The sequence below is a fragment of the Paraburkholderia sp. BL25I1N1 genome (assembly GCF_003002025.1).
In the GTDB taxonomy this organism is placed as follows: Bacteria; Pseudomonadota; Gammaproteobacteria; order Burkholderiales; family Burkholderiaceae; genus Paraburkholderia.
In genome coordinates this window covers 323,745-345,617 of record NZ_PVZB01000001.1, presented here as the reverse complement: position 1 = coordinate 345,617, position 21,873 = coordinate 323,745, and the positions used below count along the sequence as shown (strand labels likewise).

Below are 21,873 nucleotides of genomic sequence, written 5' to 3'. Positions count from 1 at the left end.
GTTCTCCAACCGGCCTCGGGCTGCTCTCGATCCATCGCTTGTCAGTCAACTCGCACATGTCCGACCTCTCCACTTCGCTTCCGCGCGTGCCGCGCCGTTTCGACACCGACCCGAAACCGCTCGGCGCCGCGCTCGTTCTGATCGCACTCGGCACCGTGTGTCTGGCGCAAACCGCCAGCGGCCGCCAGGCGGCGCTCTATCTTGTCGGCGCGCTGCTCGGCATGTCGCTGTATCACGCGGCGTTTGGCTTCACGTCGGCGTGGCGGGTTTTTATCGCCGACGGCCGCGGCGCCGGCCTGCGCGCCCAGATGCTGATGCTTGCTCGCGGCGTGTTGCTGTTCTTCCCTGCGCTGCAAGCCGGCACGCTGTTCGGCCAGCCATTCGTCGGGCTTGTCGGGCCGGCGGGCACGTCAATACTGGTCGGCGCGTTCATATTGGGCATCGGAATCGTGTCGTCAGGCAGCTTGCACGGCTGGCTGTGGCTGGCAGCCGCTTTCGCGGGGAACGTGCTGGGCACGCGTCTGCGGCCGGCCTTTGGCCTCGAAGTCGAGCGCCTTCGATCCACTGGTTGCTAGATGTTACGTAGGACGTTACAAATGCGGCCTTGTTTGTAACCGGGGCCGCACCAACCTGTTACATCTCTGTTGCGTCCCCAATGCAGCGCTGAATACAGGTATTTATTACTCTCTATTGCGCTTGCTTTCTATTTCCTTTCTGCGTCGAGCGGGAATTACCGATTCACCGCTCACGCACTCCGTTTCCTCAGACGAACACGCCAAACGCCCGCAATACAAGGGTTTCCATGGATCAGACAGAGCTCTTCCATAGCCGAAAATCCACGCGGCATCGTCTATTACAGGACCGTGAAAGAGTTACCGAAATTTGATGTATCTTTTTGAGATATTTTTTTGAGAAGGGATTGATTTCTTGTTTTACCCTTCATACAATTCGTCCCAAGCTGTTACGAAATGTAACGCTATGTATCAAAAGGTCGCCGTCTGTATCAGGTGGTGACCCGTAGCCGGAGGACAGCGTTTCCGGTGAGGCACAAAAGACATAACGGCAAAAAATGCCGACATAGTAATTCGGGGCTTCGGAATAAACAGAAATGGACCGTAGCAGCGAGACGCTGGATTCAATCCGCGAGATTAACTTGTCTTACATCATGCTTGCGCAACGTATGTTGCGTGAGGACAAACCGGTCGGCATGTTCCGGCTGGGACTGTCGTCGGAACTGGCTGATTTGCTTGCCGGGCTGTCGCTTGCGCAGATCGTCAAGCTGGCCGCTTCCGATCAGCTTTTGTGCTTCTTCCGCTTCAACGACCACTCGATGTTGTCGGCGTTGACGCAAACGACGAAGCACACCGCAGTGGCACCGACTCACGCGGCGATCCTGCTTGCAGGCCAGCCGGCTGAACAGTTCGCTTAATCGAGGTGACTGCGATGCTCAAGCGTAGCCTGACGGAAGACGCACAGGAAGTATTCCGCGCCATTGCACTGATCGAACTGGGCGCACGCATGCAAGTGCTCGAGAGTGAATTGACGCTCTCACGCGACCGCATGATCCGCTTGTATCGCGAGGTCAAGGGCGTGTCGCCACCCAAGGGCATGCTGCCGTTTTCGGCGGACTGGTATATGACGTGGCTCGCGAACATCCACGCCTCGCTGTTCTACAACACCTACCTGTTTCTGAAGAACGAGGCGCGCTGCTCGCATCTGGACGCGCTGACCAAAGGGTATCGGCTGTATCTGGAACATTGCCAGCACAGCGAAACCGAACCCGTGCTGGACTTGACGCGTGCGTGGACGCTGGTGCGTTTCTTCGACGCCGAAATCCTGCAATTGACCAAATGCTGCCGTTGCACCGGCAAGTTTGTAGCGCACAAACACGATCTGCAGCACAACGTGGTGTGTGGCGCGTGCCAGCCGCCGTCGCGTGCCGGCAAGACGAAGAAAGCCGCCGCTGCCCGCCAGGAAGCGCTCGAAGCAGCACAGATCGCGCAAGCTGCCTGAGCGAAAGCGGAGCACCGCTGACTCGATGAGGGCAGGTCCAGCCCGATTCGAACCGAAGCCTTGATTAGAAAGTCCGCCACCGAGCGGACTTTTTTTTCGTCCCATGCGCGCCGTCGCCTGCACAACGCGCACGGCGAAAAACCGGATCAGCCGGCCAATCCCACCGTCTGCACCACCAGCCACAGGTTCGCCGCACTGATCACCACGAACAGCGTCCACGCAACGAAACGCGTCAGCAGCGTGTTGGCGAACTCGCCCATCAACGAACGGTCGCTGGTCATGCGGATCAGCGGATAAAGCGCGAACGGCAATTGCAGGCTCAGCACCACCTGGCTTGCGACCAGCAGCTTGCCGACCGCACCGTTGCCCATCATCTGCACGCCGATCAGCGCGGGGATCAATGCGAGTGCTCGCGTAATGAAGCGCCGCTGCCAGCACGGAATCTTCAGCTTCAGGAAGCCTTCCATGATGACCTGCCCCGCCACGGTGCCAGTGAAGGTCGAGCTTTGTCCCGAGGCAAGCAGGGTCACGGCGAACAACACTGCCGCGAAACCGGTGCCGACTATCGGCGCGAGCAATTTGTACGCGTCTTCGATTTCGGTGACCTGGTTGTGGCCGGTGGCATGGAACGCCGCGGCGGCAAGAATCAGGATCGCCATATTGATCAGCAACGCCAACACCAGCGAGACGATCGTGTCGATGCGCGACATGCCGATCGCCGAGCGGATGCTGGCGGGATCACGCTTCACCGCGCGCGTCTGCACGATCGACGAATGCAGATAGAGGTTATGCGGCATGACCGTCGCGCCGAGAATGCCGATCGCCAGATACATGGGCTCGCGCGAGCTCAAAGCCTGCCACGACGGAATCAGCCCTTGTGCGACCGACGGCCAGTGCGGCCGCACCAACGCGAGCTCGATGATGTATCCCACGCCAATGGTCGCGATCAGGCCGAGCATGATCGCTTCAAGATCGCGGAAGTTCTTGCCCTTCAGGCCAAGCACGATCAACGTATCGAACGCGGTCAGCAGGACGCCGGTGGTCAGCGAGCATTTGAATAGCAGATGGAAGGCGAGCGCGCCGCCCAGCACTTCGGCCAGATCGCAGGCCACGATCGACAATTCCGCGAGCAGCCATTGAAAGCGCGCCACAGCCGGCGAATAACGATCTCTCGACAACGCCGCGAGATCGCGCCCGGTCGCGATGCCCAGGCGCATGCTCAGGCATTGCAGCGCCATCGCCGCGAGACTCGACAGCATGACGACGAACAGCAGGCTGTAGCCATAGCGCGATCCGGCTTCGATGTCGGTGGCCCAGTTGCCTGGGTCCATATAGCCGATCGAGATCAGCAGGCCAGGGCCTGCGAATTGCAGGATCTTCTTCCAGAACGGCGCGCCCGGCGAGACGGCCACGGAGCCTTGCACTTCGGACGGGCAAAACGGCGCCGTTGCGGTGGTCGGTAGTTTGAACTGCAATCCGGGAGTCTCTTGAAGGGGATAAAACGCGGCGCCTCGTGCCGGCCGCCGCGAACCGCCTCAAGTGTACAAAGAAACTTCTGGCAACGCGCCGGTGAGTGCGTATCGGCCGACGTCGCGTACGCGATAGTCGAGCGGATCGTGCAGCGTATGCACGCGGGCATTGCGCCAGAAACGGTCGAGCGCGAGCGGCGCGTGCGTCGCGCGGGCGCCACACGCGTCGAACAGTTTTTCGCTGACGTCGAGCGCGGCGCGGTGCGCGACAATCTTCGCCTCCGACGTGGCGAGCGCAACCTGCGCGCGTGTTTCCGCGGAAAGCGCCGGACCTTGTTGCCACGCGTCTTCCAGCAACCAGGCCGCACGCGTCGCCAGCGCTTCGGCGCTTACCGCCTGCAGGCGCATTTCGCCGAAGCGCTGGATCAGATAGGGATCGTCGGTGGCCTTATCGACGCCGGAATAGATCCACGGCTTGCCGTTCTGCGTGACGTAAGCGCGCGCTTCGTCGAGCGCGCCTTGGGCAATGCCGACGAACAGATTGGTCAGCACCTGTTGCGAAATCAGCGTGCGCAAACTCGCATGCGGCGTGTCGGGCCGCGCCATCACTTCATCGGGTTCGACCTTGACCCGCGTGAAGGACACGCTGCCGCTGTCGGTCTGACGCTGACCAATCGGGTTCCAGTCCTCATGAACGGTGATGCCTTCGCGCGTCGTCGGCACTACACCGAACACCGGTTTGCCGGTGAGCGGATCGTGCGCGGAGACCGTCATCATCTGCGAGCCGCGGGTGCCGGAGCAAAAGCCCTTCTGGCCGTCGAGCAGGTAGCCGCCGTCATCGGTTGCGCTTGCAACGAGTCGCGTATCGAGCGGATTGACGGCGTTGCCCCACCACCATCGCCCTTCCACCGTGCCGCTCAGATAGCGGGCGCGTTGTTCCGGATTGCCCCATACATTGACGCTGACCACCTGCAGGCAGGTGAAGCCCAGCAAATGCGCGAGCGCGCTGTCCACTTGCGCGATCTTGCGGATCGTCTCGTAGATGTCGGGCCAGCGCGCACCGAGGCCGCCGAATTCGCGCGGCACCGCGAGCGTGAGCAGCCCCGCGTCCGCGATCCATTGTTTTTCCTGCGCGGCGTGGCCGCCGTCGATATCGCGCTGGGCGGCCGTCGCACGCAAAGCGTCGAGCAAACCCGTGAGATCGTGCACCTCGGGCGCAGCGAATGCCTGAGGCGTTTGCAACGCATCGGCATGACGAGGATCGTTCATGCAATTTCCATTTGAAGATCTGTTCGGCGAGCGGCGGTGGACGAAGCGCCTATGACTAAGCTTGATGCTGTAGTCAGTATGATAGGCCGCGACGCGAGCACCGCAAACATGAGCGGCTATTCGTCATGCAAATAGCCGCCGCGCGCGCGGTAAAAAACGATTACACCCGCTGCGCCAGCCGCCGCACGAACCGGTCGCCGACGAACTGCACCGCCGTGACGATCGCAATCAGCAGCACGATCACCGTCACCATCACAGTCGTATCGAAACGCTGATAGCCGTAGCGGATGGCCAGATCGCCGAGGCCGCCGGCACCGACCGCGCCCGCCATCGCCGAGGAACCGATCATCGCCACCACGGTAATCGTGAAGCCGCCGAGAATGCCCGGCAGCGCCTCGGGCAGAAGCACATGCCAGATGATGTGGCGGCGTTGCGCGCCCATGGCCTGCGCGGCCTCGATCAAACCGCGGTCCACTTCACGCAGGCTCACTTCGGCCACGCGCGCAAAAAATGGAATCGCCGCGATACTGAGCGGCACGATCGCGGCCCATACGCCGATCGTCGTGCCGATCAACAAACGCGTGAGCGGCAGCAACGCAACCAGCAGAATAATGAAGGGCGTGGAGCGAAACGCGTTGACGAGCGCGCCGAGCGTGCTGTTCACCGCGCGTTTCTCGAAGATGCCGCCGCGTGTCGTCGTGACCAGCAGCAGCGCCAGCGGAATGCCGACTAGCGCCGCGACGAATGCGGACACGCCGACCATGACGATGGTGTCGCGAATCGCATCGGCGAGTTCGGAAAGCCACAACTCAGACATAGCCCAATACCTCGACATGATTGGCATAGCGGCGTGCGCTGTCGAGCAGCGCCGCAATCTGCTTCTGCACCGTGGTGCGTTCGTCCGCGCGCACTTGCGCCGACACTACGAGGCGCCCTTGCGCATGCCCCTGAATCCGGTCGATGCCGCCATGCACGAAACTCACGCGCCCGCCATCGACGCTCAACGCCGACGCAAGGCCACCGAGATCGGGCTCCCGCGCATCGACACCGGTGAAACGCACGTCCAGCAGAATCTGCGCGTCCGCTTGCGCGATATCGCGCAGCGGCTTGATCCGTTGCGCAAGGTCGATCGGCAAGTCATGCACCAGCGTGCGCAACAACGCGCGCGTTGCATCATGTTGCGGATCGCCGAACACGCGCCACACCGGACCGGTCTCCACCACCTCGCCGCGCTCGATCACCGCAACCGTATCGCAGACCTCGCGAATCACCTGCATTTCGTGCGTGATCAACACGATGGTCAGATTCAGGCGCTGATTGATATCACGCAGCAGCGCGAGGATGGCTTGCGTCGTTTCGGGATCCAGTGCGGAGGTGGCCTCGTCGCAAAGCAGAATGTCCGGGTCGGTGACCAACGCGCGCGCAATGCCGACGCGCTGTTTCTGGCCGCCGGACAAGCTCGCCGGATACGCGTCGCGTTTGGCGGAGAGACCCACTAATTCCAGCAGCGCATCGACTTTTTTGTCGATTGCCGCTTTCGGCACGCCGGCGATTTTCAGTGGCAATGCAATGTTCTCGCGCACCGTCTTCGCCGAGAGCAGATTGAAGTGCTGAAACACCATGCCGCTGCGCCGGCGCAGCGCCACAAGCCCGCGTTCGTCGAGTTCTCCGACGCTCACGCCATTCACGCGCACCGCGCCCGAACTCGGTTTTTCCAGACCGTTGACGAGGCGCAACAGCGTCGACTTGCCGGCTCCGCTGCGGCCGATAATGCCGAACACTTCGCCCCGTGCCACATTCAATGTGACGTTGGCGAGCGCTGCGGTCGGCACGCCGCGAGCGTCGGCGAATACCTTACCGACGTTGTCGAATATCACGGCGGGTTGCGTCGCCGTTGCATGCGAATCAGGATTGACGGTGAGAGACGGCGCGTCTTCGATGAATTGCGGCACGTCGAAAAGATTGGCCATGGTTTCGCTCCTCTCCTACGCTTCCGCGGTGGCTTGCACGTGCCGACGATGCTGCGCGCCCGCATGCACGTCCGGCAGTCGGGCACGCCCTGCGCCGAACAGTTTCTCGCGCAGCGTCGGCGCGGGGTCGTAATCTTCCTTATAGACACCGCGATTCTGCAATTCCGGCACCACCAGATTCACAAAGTCTTCGAACGATTCCGGCATCACCGTGCGTGTCAGATTGAAGCCATCGACGCCCGCTTCCTCGATCCACGACACGAGTTCGTCCGCGATCTGCTGCGGCGAGCCGACCACCGGCTTCGCGCGTCCGCCGAGCGTCATCTGTTCGAGCACTTTGCGTTTGGTCCAGACACCGCTCACGCTCTTCTTCGAAATCGCCTCGACGGCCGATTGCATCGACTCGGTCTTCACGTAGGAGATCGGTTCGTCCAATTCGTATCGCGAGAAGTCGATGCCGGTCGAACTGGAGAAATGTGCGATGCCGCCTTCGGCGCTCGCATAACGGCGGTATTCCTCGAATTTCTCCTGCGCGGCCCGTTCGGTTTCGCCGACTACAACGGTGATGCCCGCGAAGATCTTGATGTCGTCCGGCGCGCGGCCAAAGCTCACCGCACGCGCACGGATGTCGTCGACAATCGAGCGCGTCAATTGCTTGTTCTGGCCGCCGACGAACACGCATTCAGCGTGACGTGCCGCGAAATCGACGCCACGGCTCGACGATCCCGCCTGATACAACACCGGCGTGCGTTGCGGCGACGGCTCGCTCAGATGAATCGCATCGATTGAATAGTAGGGACCGTCGTGCTTCACGCGATGCACCTTGTCCGGATGCGAGAAGATGCGCGCCGCGCGGTCGCGCACCACGGCGTCGTCTTCCCAACTCTGTTCCCACAGCTTGTAGACCACGTCCATGTAATCGTCGGCGCGGTCGTAGCGGTCGTCGTGGCTGATCTGCTGCGCGAGTCCCATGCCGCGCGCCGCGCTGTCCAGATAGCCCGTCACGATGTTCCAGCCCACCCGGCCTTTGGTCAGATGGTCGAGCGTCGACATGCGGCGCGCGAACAGATACGGCGGCTCGTAAGTCAGATTCGACGTGACGCCGAAGCCGATGTGTCGGGTCACGTGCGCCATCGCGGGCACGATCAGCGACGGATCGTTGATCGGAATCTGCACCGACTCGCGCAAAGGCGTTTCCGGACCGCCCTGATACACGTCGTACACGCCGACGATATCCGCGAGAAAGATCCCGTCGAACTTGCCGCGCTCCAGCGTTTGCGCAAGACTCGTCCAATAGTCGAGGTCGGTGTAATGCGCCGAGCGGTCGCGCGGATGCGTCCACAACCCGTGATTGATGTGGCCGACCGCATTCATGTTGAACGCGTTCAGCAGGATCTTTTTCTTCGCCATCGTGCGGCTCCTTTGGCTTTCCAGTTTCGGCTGAACGCGCGGCTTACCACGCGACGGCGTAGAGATTGCCGAAGGCTTTGTCGAGCGCGGCGCGCACTGCCGGCGAATGCTGATATATCGAGATGAACTTGCGGATACGCGGATCGTTGGCGCTTTCCGGACGCACAACCCATTGAATCGCGTAGTTCTTGTTTTCCAGGCCGTCGAACAGCAGCGCGCTATTCGGATCGGTCGTGCCGGCCAGCTTGATGAAACTCGGGTAACCCTGTGCGAGATCGACGTCGTCGAGCGAACGCGCCAGTTGCGATGCTTCCAGCTGCACGATCTTCAGATGCTTCGGGTTGTCGGTAATGTCGAGCGTCGTCGCGCGATAGTCGATGCCCGGCTTCAGCTTGATGAGACCGGCACGCTGCAGCAACAGCAGGCCGCGTCCGCCGTTGACCGGGTCGTTGGCGATCGCGACCGTGGCGCCGTCTTTCAATTCGTCGAAGCGCTTGATCTTCTTCGAGTACAGGCCGATCTTCATGATCGTACCCGGCGCGATCGCGACGAAGTCATAGCCGCCTTGCTTCTTCGCATTCTCGAGAAACGGAATGTGCTGGAAATAGTTGACGTCGATGTCCTTGTTGGCGAGCGCCGCGTTCGGCGTGTTCCAGTCCGTGAACTCGATGATCTTCACGTCGAGGCCCTGCTCTTTCGCTTCGCGCGCGGCGATTTTGAGCGCTTCGATTTGCGGACTGGTTGCGGTGCCAATTTTCAGCGTGGGCGAATCGGCCGCTGAAGCGGGCGTCGCCTGCAAAGCGAGTGCGAGACCGAACGCGCTGATGAGCGAGACGGCGGGCGTGTGGAAAAAGCGCTGCACGTTTGACAGAAAAATGCGCATGGTGAACTCGTGATTTCGGGCGTGGTTTGATTCGAGGCGAACCGATCCAGCGGCATGCTGTGAGGCGTCTACAAAGGGATGAACTTTGAGACGCCATCCAGGCTTGCCGGATAGGTCGGGCAACGGAAAGTCCACTGCGTGCGGCTTAAACCGCGCGTGGCAGCGACAAGACGGGCAAACGGGTCAGCGCGGACAGCGGAAGGTCGGACAGGTCATCGCCTCTCTCCAGATGAGGTGCGACTCATCATAGTGGGCGGTAAAGCGGCGGTCTACGAAGGGATTTTTGTATGGAAAGCGGGAAAAATGATTTGGGCGCAACCGCGCGTTGTGGCCAGATCCGAAGTTACAGCAGCGGCAGCACGTCAGCGCTCGACAACCACGCGCTGGTTTGAACCAGACCGGCGCGTATGAGCCGGTCCAGCAATTCGTCCACGGTCCACGGTGGTCGACGCTTACGTGCTCGCAAGTCTCTGAACGCAGCCAATGCGCGCTTCTCATTCAGGTCGATCAGATCGAGGATAAAAACATCAGGATGCTTTACCTCGATACGCAGGCGGGACTCCAGTTGTTCTGCTGCAAAATCCTTCAGGTTGAAGGTGACGATCGCATCCGCGCGAGCCGCCACCGCCGTCATGACGACATGCCGGTCTTTCTCGTCGACGTCGATAATTTCGCCGGAATCCGGAAGTACCTGCGTGACCAGCGCGTCGGGAAACGTGCGGTCCATCGCGTTGCGAATCGCAGCGATCTTGGGCGCAGCGTCGTTAGCCGCGCTTTTGTCCGCGAAACGGGCGGCGAGATTGCGGGTCCATTCGTCGTGAATGCGCGCCGACCACTTCGGCGCATAGAACTCGTGATCGGCGAAAGTCAGCAATACGTCGCGCACCACCATGGGAAATAGCGAACACGCATCCAGCACGACGGTAAAGCGATCGACCGACAGCATTACAGATCGTACCCGCCTATCGATTCGCTGTCGGCCACGATCTCGTCCAAGGCGCTCTTGCGTGTTGCACGCATGGTTTCCTTGTAGCGCATCACGTCGTCCATCAACATGCGGCGATGCCGCCCGACCTTGCGGAAAGGCAGTTCGCCGGCTTCAAGGCGAGCGATCAGAAACGGCCGCGATACGCCGAGCAAATCCGCCGCTTGCTTGGTGGTCAATTCGGTGTCGGCAGGATAGAGAACGAACACCTGCTCACTGGCCATCATGGCCAGCACACGCGAGAGCACCCGCAGCGTGGCGGGCGGCACCTCGATACGGGCGAGATCTCCGTCCGCCCCCTCCTCGACCAATGCGACGCTGTGCGCGCGCGAATGATCGAGCGCCGCGCCCATGAGGCGGCTTGCGGCAGACAGCACGTTTGCGTCGTCGTCCGACAGGATGATGCGATCGGGTGTGGCGGTTGTCATATTCGACTCCAATTACCTTCGAGTATAAGTCAATTCTCGCCACAAACGCAATAAACGCAACATGTGAAATATTTGCAACGCGATCACATCGCACTGGTTTCTATGTGGATTCGGTTAACGAAAAACGCCGGGCCGCGCTTTCGCGCGGCCCGGCGTCCACCGCTCGTCTGTAATTCGACGATTTATTGCTTCGCCACCTGTTGCACAGTAGCGGCCGCCGCCACCGGAGCCGACGCCGGCGCAACCGCACCCACCGCCGTGTCCGTCGCCTTCACATCACCCCAGCCACCGCCCAACGCGCGAATCAGATTGACGGTCGCCACCGCCTGCGTGCCCGACAAATGGCTCGCCTGCAGCTGCGAAGTCAGCACCTGCCGCTCGCCGTCGATCACGTCCAGGTAGCTGACCGCACCCTCCGTGTACTGCGTGCGCGACAGATGCGCCGCCCGTTGCGAGGCCTGAACCGCGTCGTTCTGCTCGCGCATCTGATCGTCGAGCAAACGCAAGTCGGACAGGTTGTCCTCCACCTCACGGAACGCCACCAGCACCTGCTGACGATACTGCGCCACGTCCTCGTCATACTTCGAACGGGCTTGCGCGAGATTCGCCTTGCGGCGGCCGCCGTCGAACAGAGGCAGCGTTAACGCCGTGCCGGCAATCGGTCCGAGAATGAACGCGCGGCTCGACCACTTGAACAGGTCGCCGAGCGTCGCCGATTCGAAACCGGCTGCGCCGGTGATGTCGAGTTTCGGGAAGAACGCCGACTTCGCGAGGCCGACGCGCGCATTCGCCGCCTGCATCGCGCGCTCCGCCGCCGAAATATCCGGCCGGCGTTCCAGCAAATCCGAAGGCAAGCCCGGCGGCACACGCACCGTCACCGGAGCCAGCGGCGCTTCCGCGAACGAGAAATCCGCCGGCGGCTTGCCAAGCAGAATCGCGAGGCTATGTTCCGATGCCGCGCGCTGACGCGCCACGCCCACGGCATCCGCACGCGCGCTCGCCAGTTCATTGCGGGCCCGCGATACATCCAGCTCGCCGATATCGCCTTCCTTGAAGCGCCGTTCGACCAGCTTCAGCGTGTCCTCACGCAACGCCACGGTACGACGGTACAGGTCCTGATCCGTATCGAGCTCGCGCAACTGGAAGTAGTTCTGCGCGACGTCTGCCTGCAAGGACAATTGCACCGAACGGAACAGCGCTTCGCTTTGCTGCTCGTCCGAACGCGACGCGTTCACGTTCGAGCCGACCCGCCCGAACAGATCCGCTTCGTACGACGCGGTGGTTTGCGCGCGCCAGATCGTGGCGTTGGTGCCTCCCGCGCTATCCGGCTGAAATTGCGACGCCGCCGACGCACGCTGGCGCGTCGGGCCGAAGCCCGCATCGAGCTTCGGGAACCAGTCCGACTTCGCCGCTTGCGTGACCGCACGCGCCTGCTGCACGCGCGCCGCGGCCGCCTTCAGGTCCTGATTCGCGGCGGACGCCTGCTCTTCGAGTGCATTGAGTTGCGGGTCGCCGAATATCGTCCACCATTCGCCGCGATGCGCGTCGTCGGCGGGCTGGGCCTGTTTCCAGGTGCCGTTGTCCTGCGCCGATACACCCGACGCCCCCGAGGGCGCCGCAGCAGCCGACGCCGCGGGCGCTTCCTTGAACGCAGCCGGCGCATCCACTTCAGGCCGCTTATAAGTCGGCTCCAGGGAGCAGGCGGCGAGCAACGCGACCAGCAAACCGCTGGCAGCCGCCCGGCCCCACCCGCTCAAAGATTCATAGCGTTTCATTATTGTTTTCTCCTCAAGCGTCCGTCACCGGCGCGCCATAGTGCGGCGAATCTTTCTGCGCGACGTGAATCGTTCCGCCCGCCAGCGTACGCAGCACCACATAGAACACAGGGGTCAGCATCAGACCGAACAGCGTGACGCCAAGCATGCCGAAGAACACCGCGATACCCATCGCATGACGCATCTCCGAACCGGCTCCGCTCGACAGCACCAGCGGCACCACGCCCATGATGAATGCGATCGACGTCATCAGAATCGGCCGCAGACGCAGGCGGCTCGCCTCGATTGCCGCCGACAGCGGCGTATGCCCGTCATGCTCCAGTTCGCGAGCGAACTCGACGATCAGAATCGCGTTCTTCGCCGACAAGCCCACCAGCACCATCAAACCGATCTGCGTGAAGATGTTGTTGTCACCGCCCGTGAGCCACACGCCAGTCAGCGCGGACAGCACGCTCATCGGCACGATCAGGATCACCGCGAGCGGCAGCGTCAGGCTTTCATACAGTGCGGCAAGCACGAGGAACACGAGCAGCACGCTGATCGGGAACACCCACAAGCCCGCATTGCCGGCCAGAATCTGCTGATACGTCAGGTCGGTCCACTCGAGCTTCACACCATGCGGCAAGACTTCCGCCGCCACGCGTTCGGCCGCGGCTTGTGCCTGGCCCGACGAGAAGCCCGGCGCCGGTCCACCGTTGATGTCGGCAGCCGTGTAGCCGTTGTAACGCACCACCATTTCCGGACCGAAGGTCGGCGTCACCGTCACCAGCGACGACAACGGCACCATGTCGCCAGCGGCATTGCGCGTCTTCAGTTGCAGGATGTCGTCGGCACGCTGACGGAACGGTGCGTCCGCCTGCACCCGCACCTGATACACGCGGCCAAAGCGGTTGAAGTCGTTCACATACAGCGAGCCCAGATAGATCTGCATCGTGTTGAACACGTCCGTGACCGGCACGCCGAGCTGCTTGGCCTTCACACGGTCGAGATCCACGTTCAGTTGCGGCACGTTGATCTGATAGCTCGAGAAGGTCGGGCCGAGTTCAGGCGTTTGCGCGGCCTTCTTCACGAATGCTTCCGCGGCCTTGTTCAACTCCGCGTAACCGAGCGCGCCGTGATCCTCCAGCTGCATCTTGAAGCCGCCGAGCGTGCCGAGACCGAGCACGGGTGGCGGCGGGAACACCGCGACGAACGAATCCTTGATCGCACCGTATTGCTGATTCAGCGCACCGGCAATCGCACCGGCCGAGAGCTTCTTGCTGCCACGATCCTTGAAAGGCTTGAGCGTGACGAACACGATGCCCGCGCTGGAGCTATTCGTGAAGCCATTCACCGACAGACCCGGGAACGCCACCGCGCTCTCCACGCCGGGCTGCTTCAGCGCGATCGAGCTCATGTCGCGAATCACTTTCTCCGTGCGATCCAGCGACGCGCCGTTCGGCAATTGCGCGAACGCAATCAGGTACTCCTTGTCCTGCGCGGGCACGAAGCCGCCCGGCACCACGCGCGAGATCAGCACGGTCGCGCCCAGCAGGATCGCGTAGACCGCGAGCATCGCGCCCTTACGACGCAGCACGCCGGTCACGCCGCGGCCATACGCCGTCGAACCGCGATGAAAGACCTTGTTGAAGCGCTTGAAGAAACCACCCAGCAGGCGATTCATCACACGCGTCAGGAAGTCTTCCTTCGCGCCGTGGCTGCGCAACAGCATCGCGGACAGCGCCGGCGACAAGGTCAGCGAGTTGAACGCCGAGATCACCGTCGAGATCGCGATGGTCATCGCAAACTGCTTGTAGAACTGACCCGTCAAACCGGTCATGAACGCGAGCGGCACGAACACGGCGACGAGCGTCAGCGCAATCGCGATAATCGGCCCGCTCACTTCCTGCATCGCCTTATACGTGGCATCACGCGCACTGAGCCCGTTTTCGATATTCCGCTCGACGTTCTCCACCACCACAATCGCATCGTCCACCACGATCCCGATGGCGAGCACCATGCCGAACAATGACAACGCGTTGATCGAGAAGCCGAACGCGAGCAGCAACGAGAACGTCCCGACAATCGACACCGGCACCGCGATCAACGGAATGATCGAAGCACGCCACGTCTGCAGGAATACGATCACCACGATCACCACCAGCGCGATCGCTTCGAGCAGCGTATGCACGACCGCCTCGATACTCGAGCGCACGAACTGCGTCGGGTCGTAGACGATCTTGTATTCGACACCCGCCGGCATGTCTTCCGCGAGTTCCTTCATCGCGGAGCGCACCTGATCGGAAATCGCGAGCGAGTTCGCGCCCGGTGCCTGGTTGATGGCCAGCGCCACCGCCGGCTTGTTATCGAGCAGCGAACGCAGGCCGTATTCCGAAGCCGCGAGTTCGATCCGCGCAATATCTTTCAGGTAGGTCACGCCACCGTCCGGCGTGGTCTTGACGATGATGTCGCCGAATTCGCCCTCAGTCTTGAGACGGCCGCGCGCGTTCACCGACAACTGCAATTGCGTGCCCGGCACCGAAGGCGATGCGCCGATCACACCGGCCGCCACCTGAATGTTCTGCTCACGGATCGCATTGACCACCTCGGTCGCCGTCAAGCCGCGTTGCGACACTTTCTGCGGATCGAGCCAGACGCGCATCGCGTAGTCGCCCGAACCCCACAACTGCACTTCGCCGACGCCCTGGATCCGCGCGAGCCGGTCCTTGACGTTCAACAGCGCGTAGTTGCGCAGATACGTCATGTCGTAGCGATTGTTCGGCGAGATCAAGTGCACCACCATGGTCAGCGTGGGCGAGCTTTTGATCGTCGTGATGCCGAGCCGCTGCACGTCTTCCGGCAAACGCGGCAGCGCCTGATTCACGCGGTTCTGCACGAGTTGCGTCGCGAGGTCAGGATTGGTGCCGAGCTTGAAGGTCACCGTAAGCGTGAGATTGCCGTCGCTATTTGCTTGCGACTGCATGTAAAGCATGTTCTCGACGCCGTTGATCTGCTCTTCGAGAGGCGCCGCGACCGCTTCGGCGATCACTTTCGGGTTCGCGCCCGGATATTGCGCGTGGACTACCACCGACGGCGGCACCACTTCCGGATACTCCGAAATCGGCAGCTTGAAGAGCGCAATGATGCCGCCCAGCAGGATCAATACCGACAACACGCCAGCAAAGATCGGCCGATCGATGAAGAATTTGGATATGTTCATGGGAAGCTCTTAACGTTGGAGCGTGCGCCGCGCAGTCAGGCCACGGCGCGCGAGGCTCACGAATTCTTGTCCGCTTTGGTGCGCGTTTGCGTTTGGGCCTGCGACTGCGATTGCGCTTGTGCGGGCGTCTGCTTTTCCGCAAGCGGCGCGCTGTTCGGATCGCCATCCGTTGTCATCGGCACCATGTGCGCGCGCACCGCATCACCGGGACGCACACGCTGGATGCCGTTCACGACAATGCGGTCAGTCGCCTTCAGGCCGCCCTTCACCACGCGCAGATTGCCCTGCATGCCGCCCACGTCGATCGTGCGATACACGACGTGATTGCCTTGATCGACCACCAGCACGAACTTCTTGTCCTGGTCGGTGCCGACCGCGGCGTCGTCGATCAACAGCGCCGGATGCGGCTCGCTGCCGCCGACCTTCACTCGCGCATACAAACCGGGAATCAACGCACCATCCTGGTTATCGAAACGCGCGCGCACGCGAATCGTGCCCGACGACGTGTCGAGGCGGTTGTCCACCGATTCGATCACGCCGCTGCGCGAGTAACCGCTTTCGTCCGCGAGACCGAGTTCCACCGGCACCTTGCTGCCGTCTTTCGCCCGGCTCAGGTATTGCAGATAGGTTTGTTCGTCCGCGTCGAACGATGCGTAGATCGGCGACACCGACACCAGCGTGGTCAGCGGCGCAGCAGACGCGCCGGCCGAGATCACGTTGCCCACCGTGATTTCCGCACGCGACACACGGCCCGACACTGGCGCGACAATCCTGGTGTAGCCGAGATTGATGCGGGCGGTTTCGACGGCGGCTTGCGCGGCCTTCAGGTTGGCGCTCGCCTCACGCGCGGCGTTCTGCTTCTCGTCATAGTCACGCTTGGCGATCGCGTTGTCGGTGATCAGGCGTTGCGCGCGCTCCCAATCGCTTTGCGTGTAGCCCGTGCGCGCCTGCGCGGCAGCCAGTTGCGCTTCCGCGCGATCCAGTTCGGCCGCGTACGGACGCGGGTCGATCACGAACAGCGTGTCGCCCTTCTTCACGAGCGCGCCGTCCTTGAAGTTGACGGACACGATGGTGCCCGGCACTTGCGAACGCACGTCCACTTTCTCGACGGCTTCGAGACGGCCCGAGTAGCTTTGCCAATCGGTGATCGTTTTTTGCACCACCGTGGCCACATCGACTTCCGGCACGATGGTTGGCGCGGCGGGCGAGCTCGCGTCCACGCGGATCGCGCCGAACGTGCCCAGCCCGGCCACGACGATGACAGCAAGTGCGGCAATCGCCACGCGGCGACGGGAAAGAGGAAGGATAGTCATGTGAAGCTCCCGAGATCGTTGATTAAAGTTCTGCTTATTTCTGTTTCAGCGATGGGCGCGTGCATCGAAGCGCCACTGAAAAAATCGCACCGCTTCCTGCAAGGCGGGCGGATGATCGGCCAGCGCGGCATGCGACACACTCGGATAGCGGACCACCTGGGTCAGCACACCGGCGTCGATCAGACTGCTGGCGTATTTCTCCGCCTCCACATGCAGCACGTCGTTTTGCGCCGTCGCGATCAGCGTGGCCGGCAGGCCCGCGAGACGCGACGATTCGAGCGGCGCGGCGTACGGATGCATACGCTGCGACGCTTGCGGCAGATACGCGCGATAACACGCCGCGCACTCTTTTGCCGTGATGTCCGAGCCGAGGCGCTTTTCGTCGCCCAGGCGCGTGAGGCTCGGATCGAGCATCGGCCCGAACAGCGCTTGGGCGGAAATGCGCACGTCGCCGCGATCCCGTGCGATGAAAGCGAGGCAATTGGCCAACTGGCCGCCAGCGTCGTGGCCGGCCACGCCAACCTTCTTGCTATTCCCGCCAAACGCGCGCGCCCGGGTCTGCACCCACAGCGCCGCGCGATGCGCGTCTTCAGGCGCAGCCGGAAACGGAAACTGCGGCGCCAGCGAGTACCCGACCGATACGACCAGAGCCGGTAAGTGTTCTGCGAAATAGCGCGAGGCGTAGTCGGCCTGATCGATCGAGCCCCTTGTAAATCCACCACCGTGGAAATAAAGCAGTACCGGCAGTGCGGTTTTCTTTTCCTGTCTGTACAGACGCAACGTAATGTCCTGCGCGTGCCCTTCGATCTGCACGTCAGTGACTTCGAGTGCCGTGCTGTCGGCCTCTGCCGGGCTGCTGCCGGCGGGCACAAAGGAGTACGGCGGTTTAAATGCTTCCATGTCGAGCCGCGCAATGCGCATAGAACTTCAATGGTGCGAATTGTGGGTTCGGCAGACTCGTAAATAAATGCCTATAATCCGGCAACACAATTCGGCGCCCCTGAACAATCGAATGCGATTGTCCGCGGATTCGTGGTGGAGTCCTTTCCTGCTCAGTGCGCCAGCCCCTATTGGAGGTCTGCAATGGACCGGCTTCAGGCCATGCAAGTGTTCACTCGTGTTGTCGACACCAACAGCTTTACCCGTGCAGCGGAAACGCTCGACTTGCCGCGCGCATCGGTTACCACGATTATTCAGAACCTCGAAGCGTTCCTCGGCACGCGTCTGATGCATCGGACCACGCGCCGTTTGTCGCTCACGCCGGACGGCGCGGCGTACTACGAACGCTGCGTGCGCATCCTCGCGGACGTCGAAGAGACCGAGGCCAGTTTTCAAAGCGGCAATAAAAAGCCGCACGGCAAGCTGCGCATCGACATGCCGGGGTCGATCGGCCGCTTGCTGGTGATTCCTTCGCTGTGTGAATTCCACACGCGCTATCCGGACATCGATCTGCAACTCGGCCTGACGGACCGGCCGGTTGACCTGTTGCAGGAAGGCGTGGATTGCGTGGTGCGGGTCGGCGCGCTACAGGATTCCTCGCTGGTGGCGCGTCGAATCGGTCTGTTTGAGGGCGTGACCTGCGCGGCCCCCGACTACATCGAGCGCGCGGGCATGCCGAAATCGCTCGAAGACCTGGAGAATCACAAAGCAGTCAATTACTTTTCGAGCCGCACGGGTCGCACGCTCGATTGGGCCTTCATGGTTGATGGCAAAGAAGTTGAAGTGAAAATGAAGAGCATCGTCTCGGTGAACGACGCGGACGCCTACGTGACCTGCGGGTTGGAAGGCTTCGGCCTGATTCAGCCTGCGCTCTTCATGGTGCTGCCGCATCTGCGGTCGGGTCAACTGGTCGAAGTGCTGCCGGAACTGAAGCCCTTGCCGATGCCAATTTCGGCAGTCTATCCGCACAGCCGGCATCTGTCGCCTAAAGTCCGCGTTTTCGTAGACTGGATCGCGGAGCTGTTCGACCGTTGTCCGTTATTGAGCGGACGTGGCAGTCTGGACGCAACCTGCACGAAGCGCACGCTCGAAGAACGCGAGTCCGCTCCAATGCTCGATACGCCGGTGATAACGGAATGGGTCGCGTAATTCGCGCAAATTGAAGTTTGAAGCGCAGAATCTGGAACAGTGAATTCCAACCGCGGCTCTAATGCCGCGGTTTTCTTTTTGCGGCAACGCCGGCAAGGCGTTTCACCTAATGTCGGCGCGATTGTTCTGGAATCGCGACAATTCATTTCGCGAAAGTGCGGTTTATCCGCACTGCCTCGAAGTCTACATTTCACCCTGTCGCAGCGCCGCTCGTGCTGCAAACGAATCGACAGGAGTGAATCATGAAACGCAATCTCTTAGCAGGTCTGGCTCTTTCGCTGATCGTGAGCGCTCCGGCGTTCGCACAAGGCGGCGGCGGAATTGGCCGCGCAGGTACATACGAAACGCAACCCACGCCGAGCACTACCGCGAAATCGCGCGAAGAAGTGAAGGCCGAACTCGTCGCAGCCTATCGCGACGGCTCGCTGCCCTCGCTCAATCGCACGACGTACCCGAATAAAGGCCTGATCGGTCAAACTCAGGCAGCCCGCATCGCGCTGCAGGAAGGCACGAGCGGCGACGTTACGCGCGTGGCCAACGGACAGTAAAACCAGAGTGCCGCAATGATTCGGTTTCCAAAAGAAATAATCATTGCGACGCCATTCATGCACTCTTCAAAAAGGAGCTCATCATGACACCCTCGGAACTCGACAATTGGGACACCGACACCCCTGTGTGGACGCCGTATCGCGCGCCGCAACACTAAATGTCGAAAGTAGCAGCGAGTGCCCGCGGACCTGGTCCGCGGGCACAGTCACATTTGCAGAGACCTAGCGCCTCGGCACGCCGTCACGCCACTCGCCCCAGTGCGTGGAGATATCCTGCACGAGCGGATTGCCCGCGAGAAACAGGTTCTGGATAGCGATCGTAAAGCCGCCTTGCGCGGCGTAGTTCAGCAGGTTGTCCGCACTCGTCTGCCCGTCGTAGGGCCGGTCGAAATCGGAGCCCGCGCGCAACACGGCAACACGATTCAAATCCACCTTGTGTACCGAAGCCGCGCGTTTGAGCGCTTCGTAGGTAGCGTTGTCCTCTTGCTGCGTCGTGCAGTAGACACCTTTTTCATCGGTCAGGATTTTGGTCCAGTCGCGGGCTCGCTGCCCAAGCAGTGTGCCTGACCACCACGTATCGCCCGCGAGCGTATCGCATTGAATAACGGTCGGCGGACGGTTTGCCGGTGCATACGAATACTTGGCCCGCGCGGCCTGAGCCTGCGCGTTATCGGACAGCGTCACGTGGCGAGACAATGCGAACGCCGTATTCGCGAGCCGCGTGTTCAACTGGAACACTTCAGTGCGGTAGTCGAGCGGCGGCTTATCCGACGGACTCTTCGTGTTGATGCCGAGGTAGCCGGTATTCCAGTTGGGCGGAATCTCGCGCCCGTCGATCTCCCATTGAATCCCGAAGTCGACCAGATATTTCGCCCATGCGGCGGAGCCCACCGTGCCCTGCTGCGGGTCGATCCCGGCAATGCCGGCCACCATGAAGTACGTACGCCGCAAATCGAAACGCGGCGAGAACGTCAGCGCCATGATCGATGCAGCAGCGTTGGTGTGTCCCATGCCGGTGGTCATCACGCACACGTCTTGCCGGTTGCAGTGGACGGTCGGGTAATCGGGCGACAGGCCGTCCACCGCAATCTCGCGCCATGGCCCGAGGTTGTCGAGCCACACCTGCCCCTCCGGCCCGAACATCGAAATGATCATCACCTTGACGGGCTGGCCGTGCGAGCCGCCGTCGCCGCGCGAGAAACCGTCGTTGTCATCCGCGCTGGCCGGCCCGGACGATAGGGCCGCACATGCCGCGAGGGTAATGGCGCAGACGGCGCCGAGTGAGCGAGTCAGCATCGTGATCTTCCTTTCGCTTGTGATGCAGGTTGGGAAAGAGTGCTGCTTTTCAGGCCGAAAGAAGTATAGATGCGAAGAAATTATTTTCCACTACGCGATGCACCATCGGTCCACGCTTCCGGGCACTGTCCGGAGAGGCATGCAACTGGGCGCAGTACGCGTTCTTCGGCGTTTTCTTATAATCGATAGTCCGCAGCGCACCGGCTTTGTGCACTTCATAACAGGAGCACCTCGATGGACTATGTGAAACTCGGCCGCACCGGCCTCGATGTATCGCGTCTTTGTCTCGGCTGCATGAGCTACGGCGTGCCGTCTCGCGGCACCCATCCGTGGTCGCTGGACGACGAAGCCGCGCGTCCCTTCATCAAGCAGGCGCTCGACTACGGCATCAACTTTTTCGACACCGCGAACGTGTATTCCGACGGCACGAGCGAGGAAATCGTCGGCCGCGCGCTCAAGGACTTTGCGAAGCGCGACGAGATCGTGCTGGCCACCAAGGTGAATAGCCGCATGCATCCGGGCCCGAACGGCGCCGGCCTGTCGCGCAAGGCGATCATGTCGGAGATCGACCACAGCCTGCGGCGCCTCGGCACGGACTACGTGGACCTGTATCAGATCCACCGCTGGGACTATGGCACGCCGATCGAGGAAACCATGGAAGCGTTGCACGACGTCGTGAAGGCCGGTAAGGCGCGCTACATCGGCGCATCGTCCATGTATGCGTGGCAGTTCGCCAAGGCGTTGCATGTGGCTGAGAAGAACGGCTGGACGCGCTTCGTGACAATGCAGAACTACGTCAATCTTCTTTACCGCGAGGAAGAGCGCGAAATGCTGCCGCTGTGCGAAAGCGAAGGTATCGGCGTGATTCCATGGAGCCCGCTCGCGCGCGGCCGTCTGACGCGCGACTGGAGCACCGAAAGCGCGCGCTCCGAGACCGACGAATTCGGCCGCACGCTTTACGCGCAGACGGAAGACGCCGATCGCCGGATTGTCGAACGGGTCAGCCAGATCGCCAGCGAGCGCGGCGTGCCGCGTGCACAGGTCGCGCTCGCGTGGGTGTTGCAGAAGAAGCCGATCACCGCGCCGATCGTCGGCGCGACCAAACTGCATCATCTCGACGATGCGGTAGCCGCGCTTTCACTCAACTTAAGCGCGGAGGAAATCGGCCGGCTCGAAGAGTTGTATGTGCCGCATGCGGTGACGGGCTTCGAATAAGCCGTAGACGTG

The 21,873-nt window shown here is 61.7% G+C and carries 18 protein-coding genes and 1 pseudogene; 6 read left to right on the top strand and 13 right to left on the bottom strand.

Annotated elements, in window-relative coordinates:
* Nucleotides 1-56: 56 nt before the first annotated feature.
* The 3 genes and pseudogenes from B0G73_RS01530 to flhC all read left to right on the top strand — a co-directional run.
* A pseudogene (locus tag B0G73_RS01530) lies at nucleotides 57-530 on the top strand (YeeE/YedE thiosulfate transporter family protein); the annotation flags it as partial.
* Between the two features lie 578 nt (nucleotides 531-1,108).
* Entirely contained in the window at nucleotides 1,109-1,429 is a 321-nt protein-coding gene (flhD, locus tag B0G73_RS01525; RefSeq protein WP_007177882.1) for a flagellar transcriptional regulator FlhD, read from the top strand.
* Nucleotides 1,430-1,443: 14 nt separating this feature from the next.
* Nucleotides 1,444-2,013: a flagellar transcriptional regulator FlhC gene (gene flhC, locus B0G73_RS01520; RefSeq protein WP_106277232.1), complete on the top strand. Its 570-nt coding sequence runs from the start codon at nucleotides 1,444-1,446 to the stop codon at nucleotides 2,011-2,013.
* A gap of 146 nt (nucleotides 2,014-2,159) precedes the next feature.
* Here flhC and B0G73_RS01515 read toward each other — a convergent pair whose 3' ends face one another.
* The 12 genes from B0G73_RS01515 to B0G73_RS01460 all read right to left on the bottom strand — a co-directional run bounded on the left by B0G73_RS01515 (nucleotide 2,160) and on the right by B0G73_RS01460 (nucleotide 17,614).
* A complete protein-coding gene (locus B0G73_RS01515; RefSeq protein WP_106277230.1) occupies nucleotides 2,160-3,488 on the bottom strand; it encodes an Nramp family divalent metal transporter in 1,329 nt (442 codons plus the stop codon).
* 60 nt (nucleotides 3,489-3,548) lie between these two features.
* Nucleotides 3,549-4,751, bottom strand: coding sequence for an acyl-CoA dehydrogenase family protein (locus tag B0G73_RS01510; protein WP_106277229.1), 1,203 nt, complete (start codon nucleotides 4,749-4,751; stop codon nucleotides 3,549-3,551).
* Between the two features lie 160 nt (nucleotides 4,752-4,911).
* The gene (locus tag B0G73_RS01505; protein WP_106277227.1) at nucleotides 4,912-5,568 is read right to left on the bottom strand and encodes a methionine ABC transporter permease; all 657 of its coding nucleotides are present in this window, start codon (nucleotides 5,566-5,568) and stop codon (nucleotides 4,912-4,914) included.
* Complete coding sequence (locus B0G73_RS01500; RefSeq protein ID WP_106277225.1) at nucleotides 5,561-6,721, bottom strand: methionine ABC transporter ATP-binding protein; 1,161 nt, start codon at nucleotides 6,719-6,721, stop codon at nucleotides 5,561-5,563. Before B0G73_RS01500 ends, B0G73_RS01505 begins: the two co-directional genes overlap by 8 nt.
* A gap of 15 nt (nucleotides 6,722-6,736) precedes the next feature.
* On the bottom strand, nucleotides 6,737-8,131 hold the full coding sequence (locus B0G73_RS01495) for an LLM class flavin-dependent oxidoreductase (protein WP_106277223.1): 1,395 nt from the start codon (nucleotides 8,129-8,131) through the stop codon (nucleotides 6,737-6,739).
* Nucleotides 8,132-8,174: 43 nt separating this feature from the next.
* Nucleotides 8,175-9,014 carry a MetQ/NlpA family ABC transporter substrate-binding protein gene (locus B0G73_RS01490; protein ID WP_106277221.1) on the bottom strand — a complete coding sequence of 280 codons (840 nt, stop codon included), beginning with the start codon at nucleotides 9,012-9,014 and terminating at the stop codon, nucleotides 8,175-8,177.
* A 343-nt stretch (nucleotides 9,015-9,357) separates the two neighbouring features.
* Complete coding sequence (locus tag B0G73_RS01485) at nucleotides 9,358-9,960, bottom strand: PIN domain-containing protein (protein ID WP_106277219.1); 603 nt, start codon at nucleotides 9,958-9,960, stop codon at nucleotides 9,358-9,360.
* Nucleotides 9,960-10,427, bottom strand: a complete 468-nt coding sequence (locus B0G73_RS01480; protein ID WP_106277218.1) for a helix-turn-helix domain-containing protein — start codon at nucleotides 10,425-10,427, stop codon at nucleotides 9,960-9,962. The genes B0G73_RS01485 and B0G73_RS01480 overlap by 1 nt, the downstream gene beginning before the upstream one ends.
* A 182-nt stretch (nucleotides 10,428-10,609) precedes the next feature.
* Nucleotides 10,610-12,202 (bottom strand): efflux transporter outer membrane subunit, encoded by a 1,593-nt coding sequence (locus B0G73_RS01475; RefSeq protein WP_106277216.1) that lies wholly within the window; start codon nucleotides 12,200-12,202, stop codon nucleotides 10,610-10,612.
* 13 nt (nucleotides 12,203-12,215) lie between these two features.
* Nucleotides 12,216-15,401: an efflux RND transporter permease subunit gene (locus B0G73_RS01470; protein ID WP_106277215.1), complete on the bottom strand. Its 3,186-nt coding sequence runs from the start codon at nucleotides 15,399-15,401 to the stop codon at nucleotides 12,216-12,218.
* 56 nt (nucleotides 15,402-15,457) lie between these two features.
* The gene (locus tag B0G73_RS01465; RefSeq protein WP_106277213.1) at nucleotides 15,458-16,714 is read right to left on the bottom strand and encodes an efflux RND transporter periplasmic adaptor subunit; all 1,257 of its coding nucleotides are present in this window, start codon (nucleotides 16,712-16,714) and stop codon (nucleotides 15,458-15,460) included.
* 45 nt (nucleotides 16,715-16,759) lie between these two features.
* Nucleotides 16,760-17,614: an alpha/beta hydrolase gene (locus B0G73_RS01460; RefSeq protein ID WP_106277693.1), complete on the bottom strand. Its 855-nt coding sequence runs from the start codon at nucleotides 17,612-17,614 to the stop codon at nucleotides 16,760-16,762.
* Between the two features lie 183 nt (nucleotides 17,615-17,797).
* Between B0G73_RS01460 and B0G73_RS01455 the strand changes: the two genes are divergently transcribed.
* Nucleotides 17,798-18,802, top strand: coding sequence for a LysR family transcriptional regulator (locus tag B0G73_RS01455; protein WP_106277212.1), 1,005 nt, complete (start codon nucleotides 17,798-17,800; stop codon nucleotides 18,800-18,802).
* A 242-nt stretch (nucleotides 18,803-19,044) separates the two neighbouring features.
* The gene (locus B0G73_RS01450; RefSeq protein ID WP_106277210.1) at nucleotides 19,045-19,350 is read left to right on the top strand and encodes a DUF4148 domain-containing protein; all 306 of its coding nucleotides are present in this window, start codon (nucleotides 19,045-19,047) and stop codon (nucleotides 19,348-19,350) included.
* A gap of 222 nt (nucleotides 19,351-19,572) precedes the next feature.
* Here the strand turns inward: B0G73_RS01450 and B0G73_RS01445 are convergent, their stop codons facing one another.
* Entirely contained in the window at nucleotides 19,573-20,646 is a 1,074-nt protein-coding gene (locus B0G73_RS01445; protein WP_106277209.1) for a purine nucleoside permease, read from the bottom strand.
* Between the two features lie 234 nt (nucleotides 20,647-20,880).
* Between B0G73_RS01445 and B0G73_RS01440 the strand changes: the two genes are divergently transcribed.
* Entirely contained in the window at nucleotides 20,881-21,861 is a 981-nt protein-coding gene (locus tag B0G73_RS01440) for an aldo/keto reductase (protein WP_106277207.1), read from the top strand.
* The last annotated feature ends 12 nt before the right edge of the window (nucleotides 21,862-21,873 follow it).

Excerpts from the sequence above, each read along its gene's own strand:
- flhD (WP_007177882.1), top strand. The coding sequence starts at position 1,109 with ATGGACCGTAGCAGCGAGACGCTGGATTCAATCCGCGAGATTAACTTG.
- flhC (WP_106277232.1), top strand. The coding sequence starts at position 1,444 with ATGCTCAAGCGTAGCCTGACGGAAGACGCACAGGAAGTATTCCGCGCC.
- B0G73_RS01510 (WP_106277229.1), bottom strand. The coding sequence starts at position 4,751 with ATGAACGATCCTCGTCATGCCGATGCGTTGCAAACGCCTCAGGCATTC.
- B0G73_RS01505 (WP_106277227.1), bottom strand. The coding sequence starts at position 5,568 with ATGTCTGAGTTGTGGCTTTCCGAACTCGCCGATGCGATTCGCGACACC.
- B0G73_RS01500 (WP_106277225.1), bottom strand. The coding sequence starts at position 6,721 with ATGGCCAATCTTTTCGACGTGCCGCAATTCATCGAAGACGCGCCGTCT.
- B0G73_RS01495 (WP_106277223.1), bottom strand. The coding sequence starts at position 8,131 with ATGGCGAAGAAAAAGATCCTGCTGAACGCGTTCAACATGAATGCGGTC.
- B0G73_RS01490 (WP_106277221.1), bottom strand. The coding sequence starts at position 9,014 with ATGCGCATTTTTCTGTCAAACGTGCAGCGCTTTTTCCACACGCCCGCC.
- B0G73_RS01485 (WP_106277219.1), bottom strand. The coding sequence starts at position 9,960 with ATGCTGTCGGTCGATCGCTTTACCGTCGTGCTGGATGCGTGTTCGCTA.
- B0G73_RS01480 (WP_106277218.1), bottom strand. The coding sequence starts at position 10,427 with ATGACAACCGCCACACCCGATCGCATCATCCTGTCGGACGACGACGCA.
- B0G73_RS01475 (WP_106277216.1), bottom strand. The coding sequence starts at position 12,202 with ATGAAACGCTATGAATCTTTGAGCGGGTGGGGCCGGGCGGCTGCCAGC.
- B0G73_RS01470 (WP_106277215.1), bottom strand. The coding sequence starts at position 15,401 with ATGAACATATCCAAATTCTTCATCGATCGGCCGATCTTTGCTGGCGTG.
- B0G73_RS01465 (WP_106277213.1), bottom strand. The coding sequence starts at position 16,714 with ATGACTATCCTTCCTCTTTCCCGTCGCCGCGTGGCGATTGCCGCACTT.
- B0G73_RS01460 (WP_106277693.1), bottom strand. The coding sequence starts at position 17,614 with ATGGAAGCATTTAAACCGCCGTACTCCTTTGTGCCCGCCGGCAGCAGC.
- B0G73_RS01455 (WP_106277212.1), top strand. The coding sequence starts at position 17,798 with ATGGACCGGCTTCAGGCCATGCAAGTGTTCACTCGTGTTGTCGACACC.
- B0G73_RS01450 (WP_106277210.1), top strand. The coding sequence starts at position 19,045 with ATGAAACGCAATCTCTTAGCAGGTCTGGCTCTTTCGCTGATCGTGAGC.
- B0G73_RS01445 (WP_106277209.1), bottom strand. The coding sequence starts at position 20,646 with ATGCTGACTCGCTCACTCGGCGCCGTCTGCGCCATTACCCTCGCGGCA.
- B0G73_RS01440 (WP_106277207.1), top strand. The coding sequence starts at position 20,881 with ATGGACTATGTGAAACTCGGCCGCACCGGCCTCGATGTATCGCGTCTT.